Source organism: Leptotrichia sp. HMT-225, from assembly GCF_030644325.1.
GTDB lineage: Bacteria > Fusobacteriota > Fusobacteriia > Fusobacteriales > Leptotrichiaceae > Leptotrichia > Leptotrichia massiliensis.
Window position 1 is genome coordinate 272381 of record NZ_CP130323.1, and the last position, 26086, is coordinate 298466.

General features: G+C 29.2%; 23 protein-coding genes. 12 read left to right on the forward strand and 11 right to left on the reverse strand.

Annotated features, from left to right (window positions below; all coding sequences use genetic code 11):
* Positions 1 to 237: 237 nt before the first annotated feature.
* Complete coding sequence (locus tag QU666_RS01355) at positions 238 to 3180, reverse strand: autotransporter domain-containing protein (RefSeq protein ID WP_021769268.1); 2943 nt, start codon at positions 3178 to 3180, stop codon at positions 238 to 240.
* A 350-nt stretch (positions 3181 to 3530) separates the two neighbouring features.
* Here QU666_RS01355 and QU666_RS01360 point away from each other — a divergent pair, with 350 nt between their 5' ends.
* Entirely contained in the window at positions 3531 to 5198 is a 1668-nt protein-coding gene (locus QU666_RS01360) for a tetratricopeptide repeat protein (protein WP_021769269.1), read from the forward strand.
* A gap of 183 nt (positions 5199 to 5381) precedes the next feature.
* On the opposite strand, the gene QU666_RS01365 is transcribed toward QU666_RS01360, so the two are convergent.
* Entirely contained in the window at positions 5382 to 6131 is a 750-nt protein-coding gene (locus QU666_RS01365) for a vWA domain-containing protein (protein WP_021769270.1), read from the reverse strand.
* A 322-nt stretch (positions 6132 to 6453) separates the two neighbouring features.
* Between QU666_RS01365 and msrB the strand changes: the two genes are divergently transcribed.
* From msrB to QU666_RS01420, 11 genes are all read left to right on the forward strand, one after another.
* Positions 6454 to 7533 (forward strand): peptide-methionine (R)-S-oxide reductase MsrB, encoded by a 1080-nt coding sequence (gene msrB, locus QU666_RS01370; protein ID WP_036071038.1) that lies wholly within the window; start codon positions 6454 to 6456, stop codon positions 7531 to 7533.
* Positions 7534 to 7557: 24 nt separating this feature from the next.
* Complete coding sequence (locus QU666_RS01375) at positions 7558 to 8196, forward strand: cytochrome c biogenesis protein CcdA (RefSeq protein WP_021769377.1); 639 nt, start codon at positions 7558 to 7560, stop codon at positions 8194 to 8196.
* A gap of 126 nt (positions 8197 to 8322) precedes the next feature.
* Positions 8323 to 8793: a redoxin family protein gene (locus tag QU666_RS01380; protein WP_021769376.1), complete on the forward strand. Its 471-nt coding sequence runs from the start codon at positions 8323 to 8325 to the stop codon at positions 8791 to 8793.
* Entirely contained in the window at positions 8794 to 9576 is a 783-nt protein-coding gene (locus QU666_RS01385) for a response regulator (RefSeq protein ID WP_021769375.1), read from the forward strand.
* Positions 9573 to 11243 carry a sensor histidine kinase gene (locus tag QU666_RS01390; protein ID WP_021769374.1) on the forward strand — a complete coding sequence of 557 codons (1671 nt, stop codon included), beginning with the start codon at positions 9573 to 9575 and terminating at the stop codon, positions 11241 to 11243. Before QU666_RS01385 ends, QU666_RS01390 begins: the two co-directional genes overlap by 4 nt.
* A 476-nt stretch (positions 11244 to 11719) precedes the next feature.
* Positions 11720 to 11881 carry a hypothetical protein gene (locus QU666_RS01395; protein ID WP_036071035.1) on the forward strand — a complete coding sequence of 54 codons (162 nt, stop codon included), beginning with the start codon at positions 11720 to 11722 and terminating at the stop codon, positions 11879 to 11881.
* A gap of 14 nt (positions 11882 to 11895) precedes the next feature.
* Complete coding sequence (locus tag QU666_RS01400; protein WP_021769372.1) at positions 11896 to 12072, forward strand: hypothetical protein; 177 nt, start codon at positions 11896 to 11898, stop codon at positions 12070 to 12072.
* A 16-nt stretch (positions 12073 to 12088) separates the two neighbouring features.
* Positions 12089 to 12250: a hypothetical protein gene (locus tag QU666_RS01405; RefSeq protein ID WP_021769371.1), complete on the forward strand. Its 162-nt coding sequence runs from the start codon at positions 12089 to 12091 to the stop codon at positions 12248 to 12250.
* A gap of 14 nt (positions 12251 to 12264) precedes the next feature.
* Complete coding sequence (locus QU666_RS01410) at positions 12265 to 12438, forward strand: hypothetical protein (protein WP_021769370.1); 174 nt, start codon at positions 12265 to 12267, stop codon at positions 12436 to 12438.
* Positions 12439 to 13104: 666 nt separating this feature from the next.
* On the forward strand, positions 13105 to 13278 hold the full coding sequence (locus QU666_RS01415) for a hypothetical protein (RefSeq protein ID WP_232218449.1): 174 nt from the start codon (positions 13105 to 13107) through the stop codon (positions 13276 to 13278).
* A 27-nt stretch (positions 13279 to 13305) separates the two neighbouring features.
* Positions 13306 to 13485 carry a hypothetical protein gene (locus tag QU666_RS01420; protein WP_084410133.1) on the forward strand — a complete coding sequence of 60 codons (180 nt, stop codon included), beginning with the start codon at positions 13306 to 13308 and terminating at the stop codon, positions 13483 to 13485.
* 540 nt (positions 13486 to 14025) lie between these two features.
* Here the strand turns inward: QU666_RS01420 and upp are convergent.
* The 9 genes from upp to QU666_RS01465 form a co-directional block, all read right to left on the reverse strand.
* A complete protein-coding gene (upp, locus tag QU666_RS01425) occupies positions 14026 to 14649 on the reverse strand; it encodes a uracil phosphoribosyltransferase (RefSeq protein WP_021769367.1) in 624 nt (207 codons plus the stop codon).
* Positions 14650 to 14704: 55 nt separating this feature from the next.
* On the reverse strand, positions 14705 to 14965 hold the full coding sequence (locus QU666_RS01430) for a PG0541 family transporter-associated protein (protein WP_021769366.1): 261 nt from the start codon (positions 14963 to 14965) through the stop codon (positions 14705 to 14707).
* Between the two features lie 67 nt (positions 14966 to 15032).
* A complete protein-coding gene (locus tag QU666_RS01435) occupies positions 15033 to 18098 on the reverse strand; it encodes an efflux RND transporter permease subunit (RefSeq protein ID WP_021769365.1) in 3066 nt (1021 codons plus the stop codon).
* A gap of 152 nt (positions 18099 to 18250) precedes the next feature.
* The gene (locus tag QU666_RS01440; RefSeq protein WP_021769364.1) at positions 18251 to 19366 is read right to left on the reverse strand and encodes an efflux RND transporter periplasmic adaptor subunit; all 1116 of its coding nucleotides are present in this window, start codon (positions 19364 to 19366) and stop codon (positions 18251 to 18253) included.
* A gap of 36 nt (positions 19367 to 19402) precedes the next feature.
* The gene (locus QU666_RS01445) at positions 19403 to 20677 is read right to left on the reverse strand and encodes a TolC family protein (protein ID WP_021769363.1); all 1275 of its coding nucleotides are present in this window, start codon (positions 20675 to 20677) and stop codon (positions 19403 to 19405) included.
* Between the two features lie 22 nt (positions 20678 to 20699).
* Positions 20700 to 21326: a TetR/AcrR family transcriptional regulator gene (locus tag QU666_RS01450; RefSeq protein ID WP_021769362.1), complete on the reverse strand. Its 627-nt coding sequence runs from the start codon at positions 21324 to 21326 to the stop codon at positions 20700 to 20702.
* A gap of 162 nt (positions 21327 to 21488) precedes the next feature.
* Positions 21489 to 23507 carry a DEAD/DEAH box helicase family protein gene (locus tag QU666_RS01455; protein ID WP_021769361.1) on the reverse strand — a complete coding sequence of 673 codons (2019 nt, stop codon included), beginning with the start codon at positions 23505 to 23507 and terminating at the stop codon, positions 21489 to 21491.
* A complete protein-coding gene (locus QU666_RS01460) occupies positions 23508 to 24197 on the reverse strand; it encodes a hypothetical protein (RefSeq protein WP_021769360.1) in 690 nt (229 codons plus the stop codon).
* 18 nt (positions 24198 to 24215) lie between these two features.
* Positions 24216 to 26048, reverse strand: coding sequence for a site-specific DNA-methyltransferase (locus tag QU666_RS01465; protein WP_021769359.1), 1833 nt, complete (start codon positions 26046 to 26048; stop codon positions 24216 to 24218).
* Positions 26049 to 26086 lie beyond the last annotated feature (38 nt).

Below are 26086 nucleotides of genomic sequence, written 5' to 3' on the forward strand. Positions count from 1 at the left end.
GGCTCCTTATTTTGTATAAAATTATTTTAATTGAATAGTATTTGTTAAGTTTAATTTTTAATACTTGAAAAAATAGTAAATAAAAAACAGTCCACGAGAAAGAGGTATATGGACTGCCTTTTATGACCAATTTTTTTCTTCGGTTGTGATATATGAAAAGATTAATAATAATATTAACATTGTAATTATAACAAACTTTTTTTGAAAAATCAATACTTTAAAAATAAATTTTTTATTTTAAAATTCAATTCTAATTCCAGTTGTAACTATGCTGTTATTACCTTTTGAATTATCAGTTGAATGTTTGTAGTCATAATTTGCATACCAGCTCATATTTTCAGTAACTTTTGTGTTTATTCCAATTCCTGCTGTTAATTTATTTCTTGAATAATTTATACCTTTTACTTCAAATTTGGCATCTGGTGCAAAATTGTATGCAGCATCAAAAGTCAAGTCTTTTTTATTTAATCCGTGAGTATACCCTAAATATCCTGTTATATCTGTATTTCTAACAGTTTTAACTGCTTTTATTCCTGCTGTTGTGTATGGCATGTTATAAGTTTTTTTATTAGCAGTCATTCCAAAGTTTGTATTTTCTTCAGAAAATTTACTACGTGTTACACGGTCTACACCTAGTGCAACGTATGGAGTAACTGCGAAATTACCTGATTTGTTTTTTATGTCATATCCTGTTTCAAAATAACCTGCAAATATTTTGTCTCTGTGATTCACTTTTGAATGTTCAATATAGTTGTTGTTCACGATTATATCACGCTCAACTTTACTGTCAACAAATCCTATACCTGCACGTCCTGATAAATAACCATTTCCAAGATTTTGTCTACCATAAATAGAAAATCCTGTCATATCAGCTTTTGAGATTCCGTTATATCTGTTAAATTTGACTGTTCCTTTACTGTAATCAGCCGCTGCACCTAAAATTGCATTTTGATTTATTTTTATATCAAATCCAACTTGTTCGCCTTTTACATTTGTCTTACCTTTTGCAAAGCCATCTTTTTCAATTTTTCCTTTTGAATAAATTCCAGCAGTCCATAATCCAAAAGTATTGTCATTTTCTAAACTTTTACTTAACATTGTCATTCTATTTGATAAATTTCTATTAACTGTTTCACTTTGTTCAAAAGTCAAAGCCTGTGCAGAAGCATAAATTTGTCCAGACATACTGTCAAGAGTGTTGGAATTTAAAGATTGCAATTTTGCTCCAAGTTTTCCAGCTTCAGTTTTTCCAGCTTCATAATTTGCATCTACATTTTCCAATGCTGTTTCAATTTGTGTTGCGGTATTTAGTTGTTCTGTATCAGCATTTAAGGTTTTGGCATATTCGACTGTATCAGTTCTGGAAGCATTTGCTGATAAATTTCCAGTTTCGGTTTTATTGATAGTCATTAGTCCGTTATCACTCTTAATTTGTGCATTTCCTTTAACATTTCCAGTAATTATATCAATATTTTTACCATTTTTTGTCAAATATTCTCCGTTATTATTTGTAATTGTTACTGTACCGTTTACTTCGGCATTTTCAACCTTTAAGTTAGCATTAATATCAGAATACATTTGCGAGTCAGTCGACATTATAACTGTGTTTGCTGCAGAATTTCCATTATTTATGAAAGTACCATCATTTTGGATATTATTTATATTTGAATCAGATACTTCCACTATAGCAGATTTTCCAATAGAAAGTTTACTTGGAGAAATTACTTTTTTCATTTTTAGATAAACGTTATTTCCTACGTTAGTTTCACCTGTATAAGTTGAAGTTCCATTTAATATGAGTGTTCCTGAGCCACGAAGAACAAGTCCTGCATCTCCTGAAATATCATTGTCAAATTGATAAGTCTTATTACTTCCGTCAAGAGTAATGTAAACATCATCACCAAGTGCAAGCCTCTTGTCAAATAATGCAGGTCCTTTCAAAGCTTTATCAATATTCAAAAGTCCCCATCCATAAACATCGTCTACTCCTTCATCTCCAATATCAGTCGCAGTTGAAAGAATCGTTTGTCTTAATAAATCTCCTGTCATAAATGGATACTTTTCTTTTATTAAGGCTGCTGTTGCAGTTACACGTGGTGCTGCAAAAGATGTTCCAGTATGAACTCTTCTATCTCCATCCACTTCTATAAAATAATCTGCAATTGTGGTTACAGTCCAGTTTTTTGCTGCTCCTGCTCCTGCTAAAGGTTTTAAATTATCCCAACTTAAATCACCTTTTTTACTACTGCTTTTAGAAGTAAGACCATTTACATTAATCCAGCCTTCCTCTAGTTCAGGAACCCAGTATGGAAGTGTTGCAAGAACTCCAGAAGTTCTATATTCTTTATTTCCAGCCGAAAATACAAATAATGCTCCGTTATGTACTGCCTTTTTATAAAAATCCTCTACACCATCATTAAGCTGATCTTTGTAAAAATTGTAGGATTTATTAGAATAAGTTTCAATTGTATATCCAAAAGATTGATTAAATATTCTTACTCCTCTTGAATAAAGAGCTTCGTATAAATCAACAGTATCTTTAACTGATCCGCTTGAATAAGGATGTGTTCCGTCAATTACATACATATTAGCATCTCGTGCAATACCTTCTTTTCCAGCAATAAGACTTGTTACCATATAAGCATGATCTTCATCTTGTGGGTCTCTTTGGCTGTAAATTCGTGTTATATTTTTGACTTCGTTATACAAATCATTGTAGTATTTCCCATTAAAACCACTATCAATAACCCCAACTTTTACTCCGTATCCAGTATAATAAGTTTCTGAATTTTTCTGTGGATTGTGTCTATTATAGAAAAAATTTCCGTGCCATTCAATATTTCCATCATATCCAAATTTATAGTCTTCTCCTCCATCTATATTTGTCAAATTTCTCACATAAGGCTTGTTATAAGTGTAAGAATTTTCAGCATCTATAACTTCTCCATTATAAGTTTTGTAGCCAGCGACAACCGAAGAACTATTGTTACTAGTTGAACCACTATTTCCAGTATTACTATTTCCGCTGCTGCTATTATTGTTAGTACCACTGTTGTTATTATAGGATGGCGTTGTTGAAGGAGTTGGGTTATTCGTAGAACTTCCACCACCTGATCCACCTCCACCACCGCAAGATACAAGTGCAAACAAGGAAACTAAAATAAATACAAATTTTTTCATTTTTCATCTCTCCTTTTTATTTTCACGTTCTAATTATTATATATTTTTTATTTTCGCATATTTTAACAGTAACTTTATTTCTGTTATAATTATACAACATATATTTACTAATATCAAGTTATTTTTTCAAAAAAATAAAAAAATTTGATCATTACACTATATTTAGTTCTAGTTATTTTTTTAAATTATTCGATTTTTATGTTTTTTTAAGGTATAATTATATTAAAGTTGCTTAAAATAAAACATAAAATATATGACTATCTAAATAAATATAATTTTTTAATAGTTTGATTTTTAGTATGATTAAAAAAATAGAAAGTATTTAAAATTATATAAAGGAGGAAAATAAAATGTCAGGTTTACTTTTGTTTGCATGGATTATGGTATTGGCAGTTATAATTGCTACTATAGTAATTTTTTTTAAAAACAGAAAAGAAAAGAATGAGTTTGATGATTTTTCGTGGGAAAGTGAAAAGAGAAAAGAAAAGAAACTTTTTGATAGAACAAATGATGAGACGAGATATCAAGTAAGGGATTCTAACTATGAGGAACAGCAATACAGTAATTCAGATGTTGAAAATAAATTGAATGATGATAAAAAATATGAAAATAATGACTTTAACCATGAAGATGAAAATAATTTACATAATCAAAATAATGAAATAAATAATCCTAGTAATAATTGGGAAAATAGAAATAATACGTATGTAACTAAGGAGAAGTTAAAATATCAAATTAAGAAGAATCAATATGATCAACCAAAAAAAATAAAAGAAAATGATTGGATGATAAAACCCAAAAGAAAGAAATCTCCATGGTGGGTAGTGTTTGGAATTATTGTTGCACTTTTTCGTTTTTGTAACAGTATAGATAATGCAAATAGGAAATCTTATACATCAAATCAGGAAATAGCTAGTCAAAGCATAACAAGTTTATATGGAGAGTGGATGGAAAAAGCTGAAGAATACGAAAATAATGGAGATTATGAAAAAGCTGAGGAGTATTACCAAAAAGCTGCTGAATATAATAAAGAGATTTATGCGGTTATAGGTACGATGTATTACGATAGCGGAGATAAGGAAAAAGGAATAGAGAAATTAAAGGAAGCCTATGAAAAAGGTGCTTATTCAGCAGCTGGTATGCTCGGAAGAGCTGAGGAAGAAAAAGGGAACATAGATAAAGCGAAGGAATGGTATGCAAAAGGAATTGAAAAACAAGATATTTTTTCACAACTTTCGATGGCTTTTTTATACAAAAAAGAAAAAAAGTGGGATGAAGCAGAAAAACTGATTCTTAAAGGAGCCGAGAAGGATGATAAAAGTTCAATATATCAGTTAATTTTGTTGTATTTTGAAACAAATAAGGAAACGGAAATGCAAAAATGGAAGGAAAAACTTTTTGACATGCCTCAGATAGGAAATCTTTCAGTTAATGAAAGAGATATGGTATTGTATGCTACGGGAAATGAAAATGACAGGAAATATGTAAAACTTTTATTAGAAGCAGGTTATTTGAAAGATGAGGGAAAATATAAAGAAGCAGAAAAATTATACAACGAAGCAATAAAATATAATAAAAGAGCATACAATGACTTAGGAGATTTGTATTATCTATATTATAACAAGGAAGACAAGGCAATAGAAATATACAGAAAAGGCCATGCTGAAGGTTCTTCACATGCTACGTATTCACTTGCAATATTAGAAAATAATAAAGGTAACAAGAAAGAGGCAGAAAAATTATTAAAGATGTGTGCAGAAAAAGGAAATTTAGAATGTCAGGAATCTTACGGTGAAATACTAACTGAAAATAATCAAAAGGAAGAAGGATTAGAATGGTTTAAAAAAGCTGCTGAACAGAAAGATAGTATTTCAATGTTTAAAGCAATGTATTACTATTATGAAAAGAATGACGAAGTAGAAGTTAAGAAATGGGCTAGAAAGATACTGAATGAAAAAGGAATATTGAACCTAAATTATAAAATACAAAATTATGCAGAAGAAATTATGAAGTCATAATTTTTTATAAAAAATATTGTAATAAAAAGATCCTACTCAACTAAGAATGGGATCTTTTTTATGTGTTAAAATAATCTTGTGTTGATTGTTTTTGTTCAAATTTGTTGTAGTATTTTGTTTTAATTTTTTAAAGAATATTTTTTGATTAACTTATACAAATTTTAAGAAGAATATTTGTATATGCTATTTTCCTCTTTTTTTCACATCATTTTCTATTTCTTTTTTCCAGTTTTCATTAAGTTTACTGTTGGATCTAAACTCTTTTACTGCGTTGTTTATTGAATCATAGTTTAGTTGAGTTCCAATGCTGTCAGATTTATATTGGGCGGCTCTTGATTCGTCTATTCCAAAACTTCCAGCTGTTTTTATTGCATCTATGTTTGCTCCTAAAAACAGAAATTCCCAATTTTCTTTTTCTTTTTGTTCACTAATTAGTTTTTTTACTGAATTTACTGTGTACTCTTTACTTGCATTTTCCATTCCGTCAGTAATTATTACAAATAGAACTTTACCAGATTTTTCCTTGGCATCCAATTTGTTTTGTTCAGATTTTACTTGGGAAATAGTTTTTCCAATTGCATCTAAAAGAGCTGTAGTACCTCTTACAAAGTATTCTTTTTCAGTCAAAGGTTTTATCATTTGTATTGGGATTTTGTTGTGCAGCAATTCATATTCGTTGTCAAATAAAGCAGTTGTTACGTTTATTTGTCCATTTTGATTTTTGTCTTTTCTTTGTTTTTCCAGAACAGAATTAAAACCTCCGATAGTATCAGACTCCAGTCCACTCATTGAACCGCTTCTATCTAAAATAAATACCAGTTCCATTTTGTTTGAATTTTTATTTTTTTTAATAAGAGGTTTTTTAGTTTTTGAAGCTGGAAAAATAATTAAACTTAATAAAAGAAAAACATATAAGTAAAAAACTTTTTTCATAAAAAATCACATCCTTATCTTTTTAATAAAATTAATGTTTCCAATTAAAGTATATCCAATTAAACAAAAAAGTCAATAAAATATTATTACAATATAAAATAAAAAGATTTAAGAAAATAAGATTTAGTTAACAGAAAAGGTAAAAAAAGATAATAGAGATGTATCAAATTTTTTCTCAAACTACAAGAAAATAATCAAATTTTCGTAGATATGATAAAATTATAGAAAAATATTACTATATTTCCTTTTTTTTTATAAATTTTTGTACTATACTATTGTTGTAGATACAAAAATATTTAAATATAAATCAGGAGGCGGTTTTATGAAATCTAGAAGTCTACTATTATTTTTAATACTATCTTTAGCTTTATTTTCAGTAGTATTATCAAATAAAAACAAAAATCGTAAAAACAGAAATGAAAATAAACCGAAAAAAGAAAATATGATTCAGACAGGAAACGAAAACATCAGGGAAATCTATCTTGCTGGTGGCTGTTTCTGGGGACTTGAGGCATATATGGAAAGAATCGACGGAGTAAAGGATGCTACAGTTGGCTATGCGAATGGTAAAACTGAAAAAACGAGTTACAACATTGTCGCATCAACGGATCACGCAGAAACAGTTCACGTAAAGTATGACGCAAACAAAATTTCTTTGAGCAAACTGCTTAAATATTATTTTCAAGTTGTAGATCCTACTAGCATTAATCAGCAGGGAAATGATAGAGGCAGACAATACAGAACAGGAATTTACTATACCAACCCTAAAGACAAGGACATCATTTCACAGGAAATTGAAGAAGAGCAGAAAAAATATACAGATAAAATTCAAGTTGAAATTCAGCCTTTGAAAAATTATATTCTCGCAGAAGAATACCATCAGGACTATTTAAGAAAAAATCCTAACGGATATTGCCACATTGATATTACTAAAGCAGATGAAGTTATCATTGATCCGAAAGATTATCCAAAACCAAGTGATGAAGAATTGAAAAAACGGCTTACTCCACTGCAATACAGCGTTACACAGAAAAAAAATACTGAACATTCTTTTTCAAACGAGTACTGGGACAATCATGAAGCTGGAATTTATGTGGATATAACGACAGGAGAGCCATTATTTTCCTCAAAGGATAAATATGATTCTGGCTGTGGCTGGCCAAGTTTTACAAAACCTATTTCAAAAGATGTTGTAACTTATGCAAATGATACAAGTTTTAATATGGTAAGGACAGAAGTGCTTAGTCGAAGTGGAAAAGCCCACTTGGGACATGTTTTTGATGATGGACCTAAAGACAAAGGCGGACTTCGTTATTGCATAAACAGTGCTTCAATTAAATTTATCCCATTGAAAGATATGGAAAAAGAACATTACGGATATTTAATAAAATTAGTTCAGTAAAATGAACAGGATAGGAGATAATTTATGTTTAATCAGCCATTACTGGTAGGAAGCGTATTTTTAGGAGGAGTAGCAAGTTTTCTATCTCCATGTATTCTTCCCATTGTTCCTGTATATTTGGGAATTTTAAGCAAAGGAAAAAAAACTGTGCTTAATACCTTTTTATTTATTTTAGGTCTTTCACTTACTTTTGTAAGCATAGGCTTTAGTTTTAGTTTCCTTACGGGAATTTTCTTTAATGACACTATTAAAGTTTTAGCAGGAATAATTGTAATAATACTGGGACTACATCAGACAGGTATCTTAAAATTTAACTTTTTAGAAAAAAATAAATCTGTAAATTTGGATTTATTTGGGAAAAATTCTTCATTACAGGCTTTTTTGCTAGGACTGACATTTAGTCTAGGATGGACTCCATGTGTAGGCCCTATTCTTGCCTCAGTGCTTACTCTTGCAGGGGAAAAAGGATCTGCAGTCTATGGAGGGTTAATGATGTTTATATACGTCTTAGGACTTGCCACTCCATTCGTTCTATTTTCCTTTTTTTCTCAGGAATTGCTAAAAAAAGTACGATCTCTAAATCAATACACAAATTATTTTAAAATCTTTGGAGGATTTCTAATTATATTTATGGGAATTTTGCTAATAATGAATAAGTTTTAATAATTTTATTTTTTAAAAATTATAATTTTTTAAATTTTATAAAACAATTAGTAATCAAAATAACTTACAAAAATACTTACAAAAAATATTTTAAATTTGGTATAATACAGAAAGGAAGTAATTTTTATGAAAAAATTAATTGTAGCAATTGCAACTTTGTTGAGTTTTGGAGCAGTTTCATTTGGAAATACACTGCAGGGAGTTCAGTTAAAGGACATTAATAATAAACCTGTTTCCCTTAACAAGTACAAAGGGAAGAAAATATATATTAAAATGTGGGCTTCATGGTGTCCTATCTGTCTTTCGGGATTAAGCGAAATTAATTCTTTAAGTGCAGATAAAAGTAAGAATTTTACAGTTATAACAATTGCTTCTCCAGGGCAAAAGGGGGAAAAACCGACAGCCAAATTTATTCAGTGGTATAAAGGGCTTAATTACAAAAATACTACTGTTTTACTGGATGAAAAGGGGGAAGTGCTAAAAAGGGCAAAAGTTTTGGGATATCCTTCAAACATTATACTGGATGGGAACTTGAATATTGTTAAAACTTTGCCGGGACATCTGACTGCTGCACAAATCAAAGGAGCTGTTAAATAAGTGTATAGTATTTTAATAATTGATGATGAACCGATTATAAGAAGAGGTATTAAAACCTTTATTGATTTTGAAAAATATAAGATAAGTGATGTTTATGAGGCAGAAGATGGTAATTCTGCCTTTAAGACTTTTTCTGAAGTCTTGCCTGACATTGTCTTGCTGGATATAAATATTCCCTTTAAAAATGGGCTGAATCTTGCCGAAGAGATGAAAGAGCTGAAAAGTGATGTTAAAATAGCCATTATTTCTGGATATGACTATTTTGAATATGCTCAAAAAGCTTTAAAAGTCGGAGTTGAAGACTATATTTTAAAACCTGTTTCAAAGACAGATATAAATGAGATAATTTCAAAACTTATCTATAAGCTGGAAGAAGATAAAAAATATAACGAAGCAAGAAAAATTATTAACAAAATTAGCCAAGCTGAGAAATCTGATAAAAATATTTCCTATAGCAAGTATAAAGATATTTTAACAAAAAAAATTGAAGAAAAATACAGCAATATTTCCTTTAACTTAAATTCTTTAGCGGACGAAATGAATTTGTCTTCTGGATATTTGAGTTCACTTTTTAAAAATTTGTTTGGTATTCCTTTTCAGGACTATTTGAATAATATCCGAATGGAAAAAGCAAAGCTGCTGCTTTTGACAACGGATTTGAAAAATTATCAAATTGGGGAGCTTGTAGGAATGGAAAACTTTAATTATTTTAATTCAAAATTTAAAAAAACTTTTGGAATGACACCGAAAGAATTTAAGAAAAGCGTCCTGGAGAAACTATGAAATTAAAAAGAACTATGAAAAACTCTATGCTGCTTCAGCTGTTTTTTTATTATATTATTGGAAATCTTCTGTTTGTACTTTTTTTAAGCAGTATTTTTTACTATACTTCAAAATACATCATAATGAACAAGGAAATTGAATATACTAACGAAAATGTTATAAGTACATCCCGTTATATTACACTCTATGCAGATAAATTGAAAAATATAATTAATCTCTTATCTGTTGATGCCGATGTTAGAAATTTTTTAATATCAGGAAATGAAGATTCAAAAAAGAGCATTGAAAAAATGATTTATTCGATTCTTGATAGTAATAAAGGAATTAAAAATATTACTGTAATCGGGAAAAATGGTAACATTGTATCCAGTGACAAAAATAATGATATGAAAATATCAGAAAATATGATGAAGGAAAAATGGTATGTCGATGCTATAAACAATTCAGATATGCCCGTTTTTAATCCCAGCAGAAAAAATTCCTCCTCCTCTATGAACTCAGCTCTCTGGTTTCTGTCAATCAGCCGTGACATAAAAAATTCAAAGGGAGAAAATCTTGGTGTTATTGTTTTTGACATTAAATATGAAATTCTTGAAAGATATTTAAATTCCATTTCTTTTGGAAAACAAATCGACAATATTATAGTAGACAAAAACAACAATATTATTTACTACAAAGATGTGAAATGCTTTGCTGATAAAAAGTGCCTTGCAAAATTTTCAGAAAAAAATAAAAATAAAGATACATATCTATACGAAACACAGATTGAAAATACAAACTGGAATTTAAGAAGCCTTGCAAACACAAATGACTTAGTTACCTTAAAGAAAAATTTTTCTCACATAGTTATCGTTATTTTCCTAGTTTCATTAGCTTTTTCTTCCATTATTACATTTATCGTAATAACAAAGATTCTAAAGCCTTTAATAAAACTGGAAAATCATATGCAAAACTTTGAAAATAATCTGCGGGAATTTCATTTAAGTGAAAAAACAGGCTATGAAATTCAGAACCTTGTAGAACATTTTAATGTAATGGTTGAAAAGATAAAATATTTGCGGGAATATGAAATAAAGGCTCTTCACAGCCAGATTAATCCACATTTTCTGTATAACACGCTAGATACTATCATTTGGATGGCAGAATTTGAAGACAACGAAAAAGTAATCAGCATTACAAAATCACTTGCAAACTATTTTAGGCTTTCTCTTAGCAACGGTCACGAAAAAATACCGTTAAAAGATGAAATTATGCACACTAAAGAATATTTATTCATACAAAAGCAGAGATACGAAGACAAACTTTCCTATTTTTTCAACATAGAAGATGAAAGCCTTCTTTCCATTGAAGTTCCAAAAATCATAATTCAGCCAATTGTAGAAAACTCCATCTATCACGGAATAAAAAACCTTTCTGGAAACGGAATTATCACAATCGACGTTTACAGAGAAAACAGCACTGTCAATATCTCAGTCAAAGACAACGGAATAGGCTTTGAAAAAGCTAAACAGTTCAAAAAAAGCAAGACAGGCGGTCTAGGAACAAAAAATGTCGATAAAAGAATAAAATTCTATTACGGCAAAAATTATGGCGTATTTATAAATAAAGACAGCAAAACCGAAGGAGCAGAAGTAATTATAAAAATTCCTTTTAAATCAAGATTATAATGTATTCTCATACTTCTTTTAATACTATTTCCCATTTTACAGAATTATGTTATTACACATTATTAAAATATCCTTTAATCAAATTTTTTCATAATTTTATATTTTTTCTTTTTGTAAAGCAAGGGAAATCAATCGCCATTTCCCTTGCAACCCTCGCTCGTCTAAGCATTTTTTTGAAACAAAAACGAAACTCGCTAACGCTCAAACAGTCGTTTTCATTTCAAAAAAATCACGACATTCTATATTAAATTATAGAAGATTATCATATTTAAATTTTTGGCTTTAATTCGATGAATTTTGTGATTTCTACTATTTAAATGATAAATAGTATCAATCCCTTTTAAAATCAAAAAAATTAAACTCTTGTTTAAAAATAGTTTTTTATAATGTTATTCTAATTTCAAAAAAAAAAAAAAAAGACAATTATCGTAAAAATATGTTATAATACAAAAAAAGAACGTACGGAGATGATAAATATGAAAAAATTGTTTTTAATTGCAATTCTTGCTCTGACTACAGTAAGTTGTGAACTACTTGATTCAAATTCTTGGGATAGAGCACATCAAAAAGCTGCTGAAAGAGGAAGAAAATGCTATGAAACAAGTAGTGGATATTATTATTGTGAAAATACTAAATAGGAGAGAACATATATATGAAAAAACTGATAATATTGATTATCCTTGCAATTACAGCATTTAGTTGCAGTCTTCTTGATAATGAGGCATATCAGGAAATGAAAAGGGAAGAATCTGAAAAAGGAGTAAAATGTTACAGAACTAGTAGCGGATATGCATACTGTGAAGATAAATATGGAAACAGAGTATATTAAATAGGAGTAAAATTATATGAAAAAAATAATACTGATATTAATACTCGTTGTAACTGCGATAAGTTGTGAATTGCTTAATCCTAGTGAATGGGAAAAAACTTCACAATATAGAAGAGAACGAGGAGAAAAATGTTATAAATATCCTAGTGGATATGTACATTGTGAATATACAAAATAGGAGAAAATATACATATGAAAAAACTGATAATATTGATTATCCTTGCAATAACAGCAGTTAGTTGTAGTCTTTTTGATATAGAAGAATGGAATGAAGCAAAAAGAGAAGATGCTGAAAGAGGAAGAAAATGCTATAAAACAAGTAGCGGATATGTGTATTGTAAGGATAAATATGGAAATAGTTATTAATAAATCATTATGTGGAGAAGTGGAATTTTTGAGATTCTGCTTCTTTTTTATTTTGAAAGAAAAATGAAAAAATATCTTTTAAAAATTTCCGAGATTTTAATTTTATAGAAAAAGACAACTTGTCTGAGCTTTTCTACTTTATTTGAATTTGTAATAACTTTATGAAATTTAAAATAACTTTTGTTAAAAGCGAGTTTTGTCTTTTGCTGTAAAATTGAAATTCGAGAAGCGGGGTAGTTCGTAGAACGTTTCGCCATTAATCTCAAGTAGTAATCAGTTAAATATGTCAAAACAACTGTTATTGCGAAAGAGGGCATGGCGTTTGATGCCCTTACGTTACAAAAAATTTGAATGAAAAAACAGAAAAAACGATTATTAATTATAATATTTATAAATAAAATTAATGTTTAAATAATTAAATTTAATTAAAGGTTATTCCAATTGTATAACAATACAATCTTATAAAAAAGGATTTAATTCCATTAGTTTTCTAGTTTTTACTATTTAGACAGGAAATAGTATAAATCCCTTTTAAAATCAAAAAAATTAAACTATTGTTTAAAAACAGTTTTTTATAATGTTATTCTAATTTCAAAAAAAAAAAAAAGATAATTATCGTAAAAATGTGTTATAATACAAAAAAAAGAATATACGGAGATGATAAATATGAAAAAATTGATTTTGATTGCAATTCTTGCTCTGACTATAGTAAGTTGTGAACTTTTTGATTCAAATTCGTGGGATAGAGCAAGACAAAAAGCAGCAGATAGAGGAAGAACATGTTATAGAAATAGTTATGGAAATATATTTTGTGAAGATGCAGACGGAAATAACTATTAATAAATTATTTTTTGTTGATTGGAGTTGATGAGTTTGAAAAAGTTAATTTTGATTACTATTTTGGGAATGGCTGTAATTAGTTGCAGTCTGTTTAGTCCTTCAAGATGGGCAAAATATGAAAAAGATAGAGCAGGAAGCGGAAGAAGATGTTATAGAAATAGTTATGGAAATATATTTTGCGAAGACGGAAATGGAAATCGTTATTAATAAATCCTCATGTGAAGAAGTGGAATTTTTGAGATTCTGCTTCTTTTTTATTTTGAAAGAAAAATGATAAAAATATCTTTTAAAAATTTCTGAAATTTTAATTTTTCAGGAAAAGACAACTTGTCTGAGCTTTTCTTTTATATTTAGTAAAATTTTACTTGATAATTTTTACTAAAATAACCATTGTAATTAAACTTAAAATGTCGTGATTTTTTTGGAATAAAAACGACTGTCTGAGCGTCAGCGAGTTTCGTTTTCGTAGTAATTCAAGTTTATCCAAATAATAAATGTTTAGACTACTTTCCCAAATAAAATTTGGGAATATTTCAAAAAAATGCTTAGACGAGCCAGGGATAGTGCGTAGCACTTTCGCCATTCTCTTTAATATGCCATTATTTAAAGATGTTAAAATAACTTTTATTGCGAAATGAAGGGAAATGGCGATTGATTTCCCTTGCTTTATAAATATTTATTAATCAAAATATACAAAAAATACCCTAATTATTTTAATTAGAGTATCTTCCTAAAAAATCCATTTTACTATTTTGTTCCAAATATTCTATCTCCCGCATCTCCCAATCCTGGATAGATATACGCATTTTCATTAAGTCCATCATCAATTGCCGCAATATATAAATCAACATCGGGATGTTTTTCAGTAAATTTCTTTATTCCTTCAGGAGCACCAATGATACAAAGCACGGTTATGTTTTTTACGCCTTTTTCTTTCAAATAGTCAAGTGTGTAAATCATTGAACCTCCTGTTGCAAGCATTGGATCTACTACGAAAACTTGACTTTCGACAACGTTTGTTGGCATTTTTGCGTAGTAGTAGACTGGCTCTAGAGTTTCTTCGTTTCTGTAAACTCCTAGATGCCCTACTTTTGCGTTTGGAAGAAGCTGCAATATTCCGTCTATCATTCCAAGTCCTGCTCTTAGGATGGGAACTAATGTTATTGGTTTATCCAGAACTTTTGTAGTGGTTTTCTGAATAGGAGTTTCTGTTTCAATCTCCTTGAGCGGCAAATGTTTTGTTGCTTCATAAACCATAAGTCCCGCTATTTCGTTTAAGCTTTCCCTAAAAAGTTTAGTATCTGTATCTTTATTTCTCAAATTTGAAAGTTTATGTTCAATTAGTGGATGTTTCAATTCAAAAACTGCCATTAATAATCACTCCGTTCTTTTTTATACTCAAACTATTTTTTTAAATTCATATTTTTTACAAAATAATATCGTCTACTGGTAAAAGTGCCGCACCCATTGAGATTGACTTACCTAAATCTATTTTCATAATTTTGATAAGCCGCATAATTTCATTTGCCTGTTCATCTTCCAGATACGTTACAAGAACGCTGTCAGTTCCGGGCCAGACGTGGCTATTAAAATGTTTTAACGTTTTGCTCCAACGGCTGTAAACTTGTGGAATTATTATATACTGCTCAATTCCGTATTCACGCATTTCTTCCTTTATTTTATCCATAAAGTAGGAATCAAAATATATTTCTACCCTCTTCAAGAAAACACCTCCTTTTCTTTAAAGTTTATTATTATTTATTTTGTGATCTTTCAGCCATTTTTTTTGCTTTTCTTGCTTCCTCTTTTGCCTTTTGTCTTCTTTCTTTTCTTTCCTCAACTATAGAATAAGCCACGGGTATAAAGAATAATGTCAGCAATGTACAGAACGAAAGTCCAAACATAACTGCTACCGCCATTCCTTGATAATAACCCGAACTTCCCTTGCTTGAAAATATCATAGGAAGCCATCCAAGTATTGTTGTAAGAGTTGTCATAAGTATTGGACGAAGCCGTGAACTTCCTGCTTCAACAATTGCCTCTCGAATTTCCATGCCCTTTTGTCGTAAGCTTGATGCAAAATCTAGTAATACAATCGCATTATTAACCGCCATACCAAATAACATCAAAATACCAATCATAACAAACATATTAAGCTGTATTCTTGTTATAGCCAGCCCAAACATTACCCCAATCATCGATAATGGCAATGCCAACATCATTATTAGCGGTAAAACAAATGATTCCAGCTGTATTGCCAAGACAACATAAATAAGTGCTACCGAAAGGATAAGGGCATTCATAATTTCTCCACCCATTTCCTGCTGACTTTGGGCATTTCCTGCTGGAGCTATTTTATATCCTGATGCAGGATTTGTCTTTTTAAATGATTCATTTACAAATTTTGCCGCATCATTCAGACCTTTTGATTTATCAAGATTTGCTCCTACTGTTACAATTTGAGAACCATTATAAGTTTCTATAGAGGCTGCACCTTCCACCTGTTTCATTGTGGCAATATCTCCTAATCTTACAAATTGCCCTCCACTTGTTTTTATCATTATATTCAGTATTTTGTCAAGTGAATTTTTGTACTGATCTTCAAATTCCATATAAACTTTTAATGTTTCTGTGTTTTCAGTAATTTCTATCGGATCTACTCCCAATACAGTTTGATTTAACATTCTAGTTATGTCTGTAACACTTAGCCCATAACTTTCAGCCTTTACTCTGTTTACTTCAAGCTGTGCCTGTGGATATCCACCTTCTGATGAAGATTTTACATCCTTAAACCAAGTCTGCTGCTTCATATCTGCCATAATCGCATTGGCAATTCTATTGATTTCTTCAGCATTATCCCCTTCCACTTGGAATGAATAATCTTTTGAAACTGAACGCCCTCCTGCTTTTGATGCAGAAACTGCAATTGTAACATTTGGAATATTGCTCATTTTTTGACGCATTCTCTCCATAGCCTTCATTGTATCTTTTTTTACATCGACATTGACTATTGCCGCCTGAGCATTTACTATTGTAGTATAATTTTTTGTAACAGGATCTTCTCTTACTATCTGTTCCATTTGTTTAGAAATTTCATGTGCCACTTCTACATCTAGTCCTGTCGAAAGCTGTGCAACTACCGAATACTCATTATTATCAATTGTTGGGAAAAATCCTGTTTTTACAGTTCTTCCAAGTCCAAATACAACCACAACAAATAATACAGCTATTCCAATTATAACTGCTTTTCTATTCTCCAATGCCTTTTCTACAAGATCTCTATATTTATCTCTAAACGCATTAAATTTAACTGCTTTTCCTGCTGCTCCCGATATTTTTTCAATATTCAGAAATATACTTGAAGCCATTGGGATAAACAGCATTGCCACAACAATTGAAATTGTCATTGCAAACATCATTGAGTAGGAAATTCCCGAAAATACCTCTTTAGAGAATCCTGGAAACAATACGATTGGCAAAAATACACAGACATTTGTCGCAGTAGAGGCTATCATCGGAAGTATTACTTCATTTGTTCCCCGTACTGCCGCAACTAGTGCCGGCTCTTTATTAATCTGAATGTGATCAAATATGTTATCCAGTGTAACTACCGCATTATCAACCAGCGATCCAATCGCAAGTGCCAGTCCCATAAGTGAAATCAAGTTTAATGAAATTCCCTGTGTTTTTAAAAGAAAGAAAGTAAATGCCGCTGATATTGGAATAGACATCCCAACCACAAGTGCCGCTCTTAAATCTTTCAGAAATACTAATAATACAATTACTGTTATTACTAATGCCTGTAATCCATTATTCGTTACATTAGAAATTGCATCTTTTACTCTTATACTATTATCAACTATTATTTCATACTTTGAACCTGATGGAAATAACGGTTTCATATTTTCCAGTTCCTTTTTTGCAATATTCGCAATTTCAACTAGATTTCCATCTTTACTTTTTTGAATTATAACTGATACCATATCTTGCCCATCATATTTAGAATAAGAAGTTTTATCTTTTGTTCCATATTCAACATTTGCAACATCGCTTAATCTTAGTGTCTGATTATTATTGTTTGAAATAATAATATTCTGTATTTGATCCAGCTGCTTTAATTCACCATCAACCCTTAAGATAAATTCTTTTGATCCATCTTTTACTGTTCCACCTGGCACAATTGTATGAGCTGCCTTAATTTTAGAATATATTTCACTCGGAGATAAATTGTATGCCTGCAATCTATATGGATCCAGCCTTACCTTTATCTGTCTTGTAGCATTACCAAATACTGATATGTTTCCAACTCCTCTATTTCTTTTAAGCCTTGGTTCTAGCGTTTCCTCTATAAATGAAGTAATTATCGCCTGATCCGCTCCTCTTATCGCAATCATCATCGCCATATCCGAATTTCCACCAGAAGTATTTAATTTTGAAACTACTGGATCATTGGCATCAGACGGCAAATCCTGTTTTATTTTATCAATTTCAGATTGAATCTGTACTTGCTTTATATCAGTATCTGTACCAAAGTTAAATTCTATCATTACACTCGAACTTCCATAAGTTGAACTTGTAGAAATATTTTTAATACCGTCAACATTAAGTGCCGCATCTTCTATCTTTTTTGAAATCTGAGTCTTAACATCCTCAGAAGCTGCTCCAGTCCACGTTGTATTAACAGCTACCAGCGGAAAGTTAAAATCTGGTATCAATTCCTGCTTCATTGACCGCATTGCTACAACACCTGAAAAGACCATAAATACTAATATCATTGTTGTAGAAACAACTCTTTTCGTTGCAAAATCTGCTATTGTCATTTTTTTCTCCTTAATTTTATTTTTGCTTCTGTTTTAAATTCATTTTATCTCTGTTTTTATAAATACAGTCAAACAAATCTAGAAAAAATTAAACTTTCAAAATCTGTCTGACTGATTATAAAAAATATTAATTTCGTCATCAATAGTAAAAATTATTGCACTTTTCTAACTGCTTCATTAGACTGCACAACATTTTGTCCATCTACTATTAATTCTACTCCACTTGTTAATCCATTTCCTGTAACTGCTGCATAATCCTGATTTTGATTTGTAACTTTTATAGGAATAGCAATAGCCTTACCATTTTGAACTATATAAACGACTTGCTCTACTCCTCTTACAACAATGGCTTTTTTAGGGACAATTATTCCGTTTTCAGCACCAGTATCTATACTTGCTGTTCCATACATTCCACTTTTTAGCCTTCTATCTGGATTAGGAATTTTGATTTTTACAATAAACTGTCTTGTTGCTGAATTTGCTGCAGCTGATACTTCATATACTGTTCCTACCATCTCTTCCCCTTGCAGCTCATCAATTTTTACTTTTGCCTGTGTTCCTACATGAATTTTATTTATTACTTCTGCTGAAACTCCTACTTCCAGCTGCATTTCTGATTCATTTACCACAGTAAATAAAGCACTTCCAGCTGATGTTTGCTGATGAAGTTCCAGCTTCATATTTGCAATAGTTCCCGTTGTATTTGTTTTTATTACAGATTTTCTATTTGTGTCATTTGCCGAATCCAGTGCTGCCCGTGCTGAGCTTAGGCTGTTTTTTGAAGCATTTAACTGGGCTCTTGCAGCATCATAATTAGTTTTTGCCTTTAAATAATCTGTTTCAGTTACTAGCCTTTTATTATAAAGCATACTGTATTTTTCATAATTTATTCTAGCTTCTTCAAGTGCGGCAGCGGCTGAGCTGATATTTGATGAGGCGGTATTCACATTTGAAGTTGCACTTGCAACATTTGATCTTGCAGCCTGATTGTCAATTGATACAATTACCTGTCCTGCTCTTACACTATCCCCATTTTTTGCATTTATTACAACTATTTCTCCAGAAGAAGTCGCTGTATAAGGAACTTCCTCGATACCTTTCAAAGTTCCGCTCGCTGTATAGCCCAAAGAAATTGAGTTTTGTCCAATAACTTGGACTTTTACTGGTCTTGCATTATTTGTTGCAGGCTGTTTTTTCTTTCCGCAAGATATGGTAAACATCGCAAGTATCGCTAGTCCTACTATAATTTTTTTATTATATAATTTCATTATTTATTTCCTCCCGTTTTCATATTTTAAATCTGATTAATCAAGAAAAGCTCCGTATTGCGATACAAGATAATAATATTTAAGTCTTGAAGTTGCGTAATTTACACGACTTTGACGTAATTTTGCCTCTGCATCAAGTAAATTATTCATTGTTATCAAGTTATAATTGTATCTTTCTTTTTCTAGTTCGTACGTTTCTTCTGCACTTTCTACTGCAATTTTCAATGTTTCTAGACTTTTTTCAAGTGCTTGTAGCTTATAATATGTTTTTCTCATATTTGCCTTAACTTGCTCCAATGTCTGCTCTGATTTTACTTCTGCAATTTCTTCAGTTTTTTTAGCATATTTTACATCTTCTTTTCTTTTGCCCCAGTCAAAAATATTCCAAGTAAATGTCACTCCAGCAGCCGATGAAAAATCCTTCACTTCAAATACATCCTTTAATTTATTTCTCGAACCTAATGCCCCGTAATTTATAGTTCCATTAATTGTTGGAAAAAAACTGGCTCTTTCCAGTTTTGTATTTTTTCTGCTTATATCAATTTGTTTTTGTGCAATTTTATACTCAGTATTTTGTGTTGTTAATTTTTCCATATCCTTTGCCAAATCAATTGTCTTAGTAAAATTGTCTTCCACTCCAAACGGAACGATTTCAATGCTGCTTGGATTTGGCACTCCAATTAATATTCCCAAAGATTCTTTTGCTATTTCAATGTTTCCTTGCTGTTCTACAATCTGTGCTTCCATAGCCTTTAGACTTCTTTCTGCTTCTTTGTATTCAGGCTGTGTAACCATTCTCAAGTTATATTTTTCAGTCTGAATTTTATAGTTTTCATCCAATGCCTCCTTTGATTTTTGCAGTACCCCAAGCGTACTGACTGCCTCATATACGTCAATATATGCCTGAACAGTACTTAATACTGTATCTTTCTTTGTTTTATCCAATTTCAGCTCAGTTAATTTTAAGCTGTCTTTGCTTATTTCGTTTCCTAATTTTAGTTTCCCCCCTGTGAAAAGTGGCTGTGACAGTGACAGATATTGCTGGTACGCTTCCCCTGTCTTTTTCGAAATAATATCTTTAAAATAAGCATTTGCCGAAGCATTATAGCTTACTGTAAAAAATTTTTGTTTCCAAGTTCTGCTTACATCAATTTGCCCTCTATCCATTTCTAACATTCCTATTTTTATGTCTTTGTTGTTTTTCACAGCCATTTCAGCGGCTTCCTGAATTGTTATTTTTTGTGCAAAATTGGGAATTGCCATTAATAACAGCAATATTGACACTGCTATTTTATTTCTGTTTTTTTCCATTTTCCCTTCTTCCTTCCTGAACTTATTTTAACGCATTATTTATAAATTTTATTATTTCCTTCAACGAATTTTCGACTTTTCTTGTATTTTGGATATTAATCAGGTCATCATCTTTCATCTTTTGCAAATTTTTCAAGACAAATTCATCATATAAAAATTCCTCTATTGAAATTAATATAAATTCTGATATAACATCTGTATTATATTTATTGCCATTTTTACTGTTAAATTTTTCAACAATATTTATTTTTATAAAATTAGTTGATTTTTCACGCAGTTCTTGAAAGAAAATCCTTAATTTTGGATCAATTAAATGTTTCTCGACTGCTTTTAGCTTCATATTATTCAAAATTTTAACAGCATGATTCATTTTAGCTTTTACGTAATCTTCTAAAACCTTTTCTGGCATTTGATTAACATTTATATTTTCAAGATTTTCAATTATTTCTTTTTTTATTTTTTCTAAAACTTCATAAAGCAGCTCTTCCTTAGTTGCAAAATATGTATAAAAACTCCCTTTAGATATTCCTAGGTCTTTCGTAATATCTTCAACTTTAGTTTCCTCATATCCATTTTTTGCAAACAGTTCCCACGCTTTATCTATTATTTTTTTTCTTTTCTGACATCTCGCACTCTTCTTCTTTTCCAAGCATCTCCCACCTAACAAATAAAATTGACCTGTAAGTCATTTTTATATAATATACTGTTTTTTCTATTTTGTCAATTAATTTTGTATTTGAAATTATATAGTAAAATTTTGTTATTTTTCTAGGTTAAGACAGGAAGAAAAAAATTTTTTAGAGTTAATATATTATGGATTTAAAGACATTACATGTGTAGCTACTTTTGTTAATACATATTTTACTGCTAAAAACAAGTCTTTTCCTGTTAACTCATTTTTTGAATATGTAATTTCCAATTTTGAATTTCCTAAAAATTTATCTGAAGTTAAAAATTCTTTAGTCGAAGTTAATACAGGGTATTTTATTTTTAAATTATCAAATCTAAGTTCTTCAAAACATTCAATTGCACCTAATAATATGTTTAATGATATTTCTTTAAATTTAATTGTCTTAATATTTGTTTTGATTGAAGTATTTGCACTGTCGTTATGAAATAAATCGATTAAATTTCCGTTTCCAGTAAGAACTTTATAGTGGTAAATTTTATTTCTCATGTTGGATTCAATAGTATCGATATTTTTTCTATCTTTAAGTAACTTTTTATTTGAAAAAGCAAGACTTTTTTTATAAAAATCATTTTCTTTTGATTTATTTTTAATCTTTTGTTCATGTATAGCAGGAGTTTCTGATTGAAGTCCTGTTTTGATAAGTGCTTGTTTTAATTCAGAAATATATTTTGAATCATTTTTACTATGAAAATACATTGTTTCTAAAATACGATTTTTATTTGATACATCATTATCATATTTTCGCTTAAATTTTAACTCTTCATCTTCTATTACAAATGGACAGTATCTTGCTCCTCGTCCTATAAGTTGTGCTTCTTTAATTGTGTAAGAACCAATTTTACCTGATTTTCCACTAGATTGCCTTGTGTCATATAATCGTACAATATCAAATAAATTTAATACATCCCATCCTTCGTTTAGCATGTCTACAGCAAACACGATTCTTATAGGATTAGAAATATCTTCCAAAGAATTTACCAAAATTTGTTTTTCTTTGTTATCATCACTTGTACCATTTATAATTAAAGCAGTGTCTTGTGAAAATCCATTTTTAATAGAATGTAATAAAATTTCTAAATTTTCATCTTTTTGTTTAAAATAATGAATTGCTTTACTTAAAATATCAATTCCAATTGATTCTAAATTTGAAAGTTCATAACTAGTTAGATTTTTTATTTTCTTAAAAAAATTATTATAAAATGATTTTGATTCTGTAATTTTTCGTGATTTTAACAGAATTACAGGTTTGATATTTAATTTCAAATCAGCAAATAAAAATTTACGATATTCACTGAGTACAAGTGCTATTACCGTTCTAGTCCACAAATCTGTATCTGTTGCGAAATTTTGAAAATCTTTTGTGTATTTGCTTTCTCTAAAGGAAACAAGTGAGTAATTAAATACTGTTTTGTCTTTATATTTATTATTTACATTAGCATCTTTAAGATCGCAAGTCGCTGTAAATTCGAGCATAATATTATTTTTATTTTGTATTAGTGCATTCATTACTGAATATTCCCATTTTCTATTTGATTCTTCTTCATTTTTAGTAGTTTTTTTGGTTAATGAATTTACATGATGGCTTTCATCTGAAATAAATACAATTCTGTTATTTTCAAAATCGTCATATGTCAATGAATTTTCCTTAGCTTCAAATAAATCAATATGAAGTTTTTGGATAGTTGTAAATAAAATTTCTATATCTTCAGTCTTGTTATCACTAAAATTATCTACTTTTTTTATATTAATTTTATTATCCAAATATTCAATAACGTCATTAAATAAATATTTACTTGATAAAGGGTTAGTAAAATTTTCTATTGTTTTTTCCAGAATATTCGTTTGATTTACAAAAAACAAAAATTTTCTATATCCTTTTGTGTATAAGTATAATATAAGTCCTGCCATAATAACAGTTTTTCCACTGCCTGTTGCCATATGAAATAAAGTATGTACTTGTTTATTTTTCTTTAGCTTATCATTTTCATAATACACTAAAAAGCTTTTAAATGCTTCTATTTGATATTCTCTAAGTATAATTTTTTTAGATAAACCTTTTGTAATAATTTCAGGTATATCAATGGAAATAGCTTCTTCTTTTAAAATATCTACTTTTTGGTATAAAAATTGTTCATTCATTTACTTAACCTCTATTTTATTTTTTATATAACTTAATAAATCTTTGTAATTTTTTAATTCTGTTATATAATTATTAATTTGGCTTTCTGTATCGAATCTTGTACAAGTTCCCTTTTTTTGAATTTTTGAATTTTTAATTTCTCGATAATCAATAGCACCCATAATATAAGCTTTAGTGTAAACTTTGTCGATATCATTTTTAATTATATATGTTAAAACTACAAAATAATCATCAGACTTATTTGCCTGGATAACTGGATATAAGAAATTCCAATTTTTATTTGGAGTATAAATAGTTTCAGCAGTTTTTACATCTAAATAAAAAGTTTTGTTCTTATTATTTATCGCAATATCATATTTATCATAAAAATATTCTCTAATTACATTTATTTCTTCTGTAGTAGGTTTAACTTTTTTTAAAATATTTTCTATTTTTGAAAAATTGAATTGTTCTTTCCAATGATTAATATTGAATTTAGAAAGATCTAAGTTATTTTTTAAATAATTCAATACAATTTGCTCAGATATATATCCTAATTCACTATCATGTTCTACAACTGTAAATTTATCATGATTTATTCCATTATTTTTTAAAAATTCCTTACATCTTTGTCTAAAATTTGAAAATTTTTTAGCATTTAAAATTATATTTTTATACTTATTTTCCTTTAAATCAAAATTAATATACATATTATATTTTCCCCCTAATTAAATTTTATAAAATGATTCTGAGAATTTTTTATCATTTTCAGTTATTTCAAAAGTTTCATCTTCTATATCTGAGTAATTTACATACAGTTTATTTTTATCCACTATATTAATAAGAGCCATTTTTTTCTCTTCCAATGATAAGTATCTAAAATTTTCATCTGCTTTTTTTAGTTCTTCCCTTGTAACGTATGGAATAATTCTTTCATCACTGTATACTTCTTCTTTTACTTCAAAAATATTATTTTCAGTTGCTAAGTTTATTTTATTTATAATTAAATTTGCATTTTCAAGAAGTTCACAATATACAAATGAACCTCCACCCTTCCAATTTACGGCTTTAGAGATACCTGTTTGCTCACCTTCGATAACTTTAGATAATCTTTTCACAGATATATCTTCCACATAATTCATTTGTTCGATTCCTATATATCTACGCCCCATTTTGTGGGCAACAGCACAAGTTGTTCCCGAACCAAGGTGATAGTCTAGTACTGTATCATTTTCTTTTGTGGAAATTTCGATTATTTTTTTTATCAAATCTTCAGATTTTGGATAATCAAAAACATTTTTTCCAAATAATTCTTTCAAATCTTTATTAGCATCTTGATTTGTAGCGACATCATCCCACCAAGAATTAACAATAACCCCTTTTAAATTTTTTTCTGATAAAAATAACTTGTATCTAGGCTTTCCTTCTCCTTTTTTAGGAAAAACAATTCTATTATCATTTAAGAGTTCATAAAATGTTTCTTCTTTAAATCTCCATTCGTCTGTTATTTTTTTCCCAGTAGGGCTTGTGATAGTATATAAAGAACCGCCTTTATTAGTGCACGGCATTGTCTTATATGCACCTCTAATATCATTATCTGGGTTTTTATAATCTTTAGAGTCTGTATTGTTTAGTATATTATTAAGAGTTGCTAGTTCGCTTTTTTTATAAATTAGTATATATTCATGGATAATTGATAAATTTTTACTTAAATTAGCCTGCGACTTTCTTCTTCTGTAAACAATTGTTCCAATAAATTTTTCTCTACCAAAAATTTCGTCCATTAAAACTTTTAAATATGCTTGTTCATTATCGTCAATTTGAACAAAAATAAAACCATCGTTGCTTAGCAGTTTTTTAGCTAATTCTAATCGATTTTTCATGAACGTTAGCCAAGCTGAATGGTTAAATTTATCGTTATATTTAAAACTATCAGAACCTGTATTGTAAGGTGGGTCTATGTAGATACATTTAATTTTTTCGCCGTATCTTTTTAACAGACTAGACAATACAATTAAATTATTACCTTTAATTATTAAATTATCATTATCATTAAAAATTATATTTTTTTCTATTCCATTTTTTGTATATCTTTTAGCATTTGTTAATATTTTTGGATTAAGCATACGAGTTATTTCATCACTTGCAATTATTTCATTATAAAAAATTTCGTTACTTTTTTGATCCTCTTTATTTTGCCCTCCTTGAAGAACACAATCTTTATATGGAAAATTCAATACTACATCATTGGATTTAGAAATAAATTCTTCATTTTTAGTTAAACCAATTTTATTTATATATCTTGTGTACGAGTTTGCCAAAAATTCTTTTGATTCTATAAACCAAGCAAATTTTTGCTTATCAAAAACAAGTGTCCCACTTACTTCTTGAAAAAATCTTTCTTTAATTTTGGGGTTAGAAATAAGTACAAAAAGCAAGTCGTTATCCATGTTTATTATATCCTGATAAACACTAGCTTTAAGTAATTTTCCATCTTCTGATACGTACTTTTTTAATGTTAATAGTACATCAATTACTATTTCAAAAATATTTTTATTCATTTTTTACCTCCCAGTTAGAATATATAATGTTTTCCAAA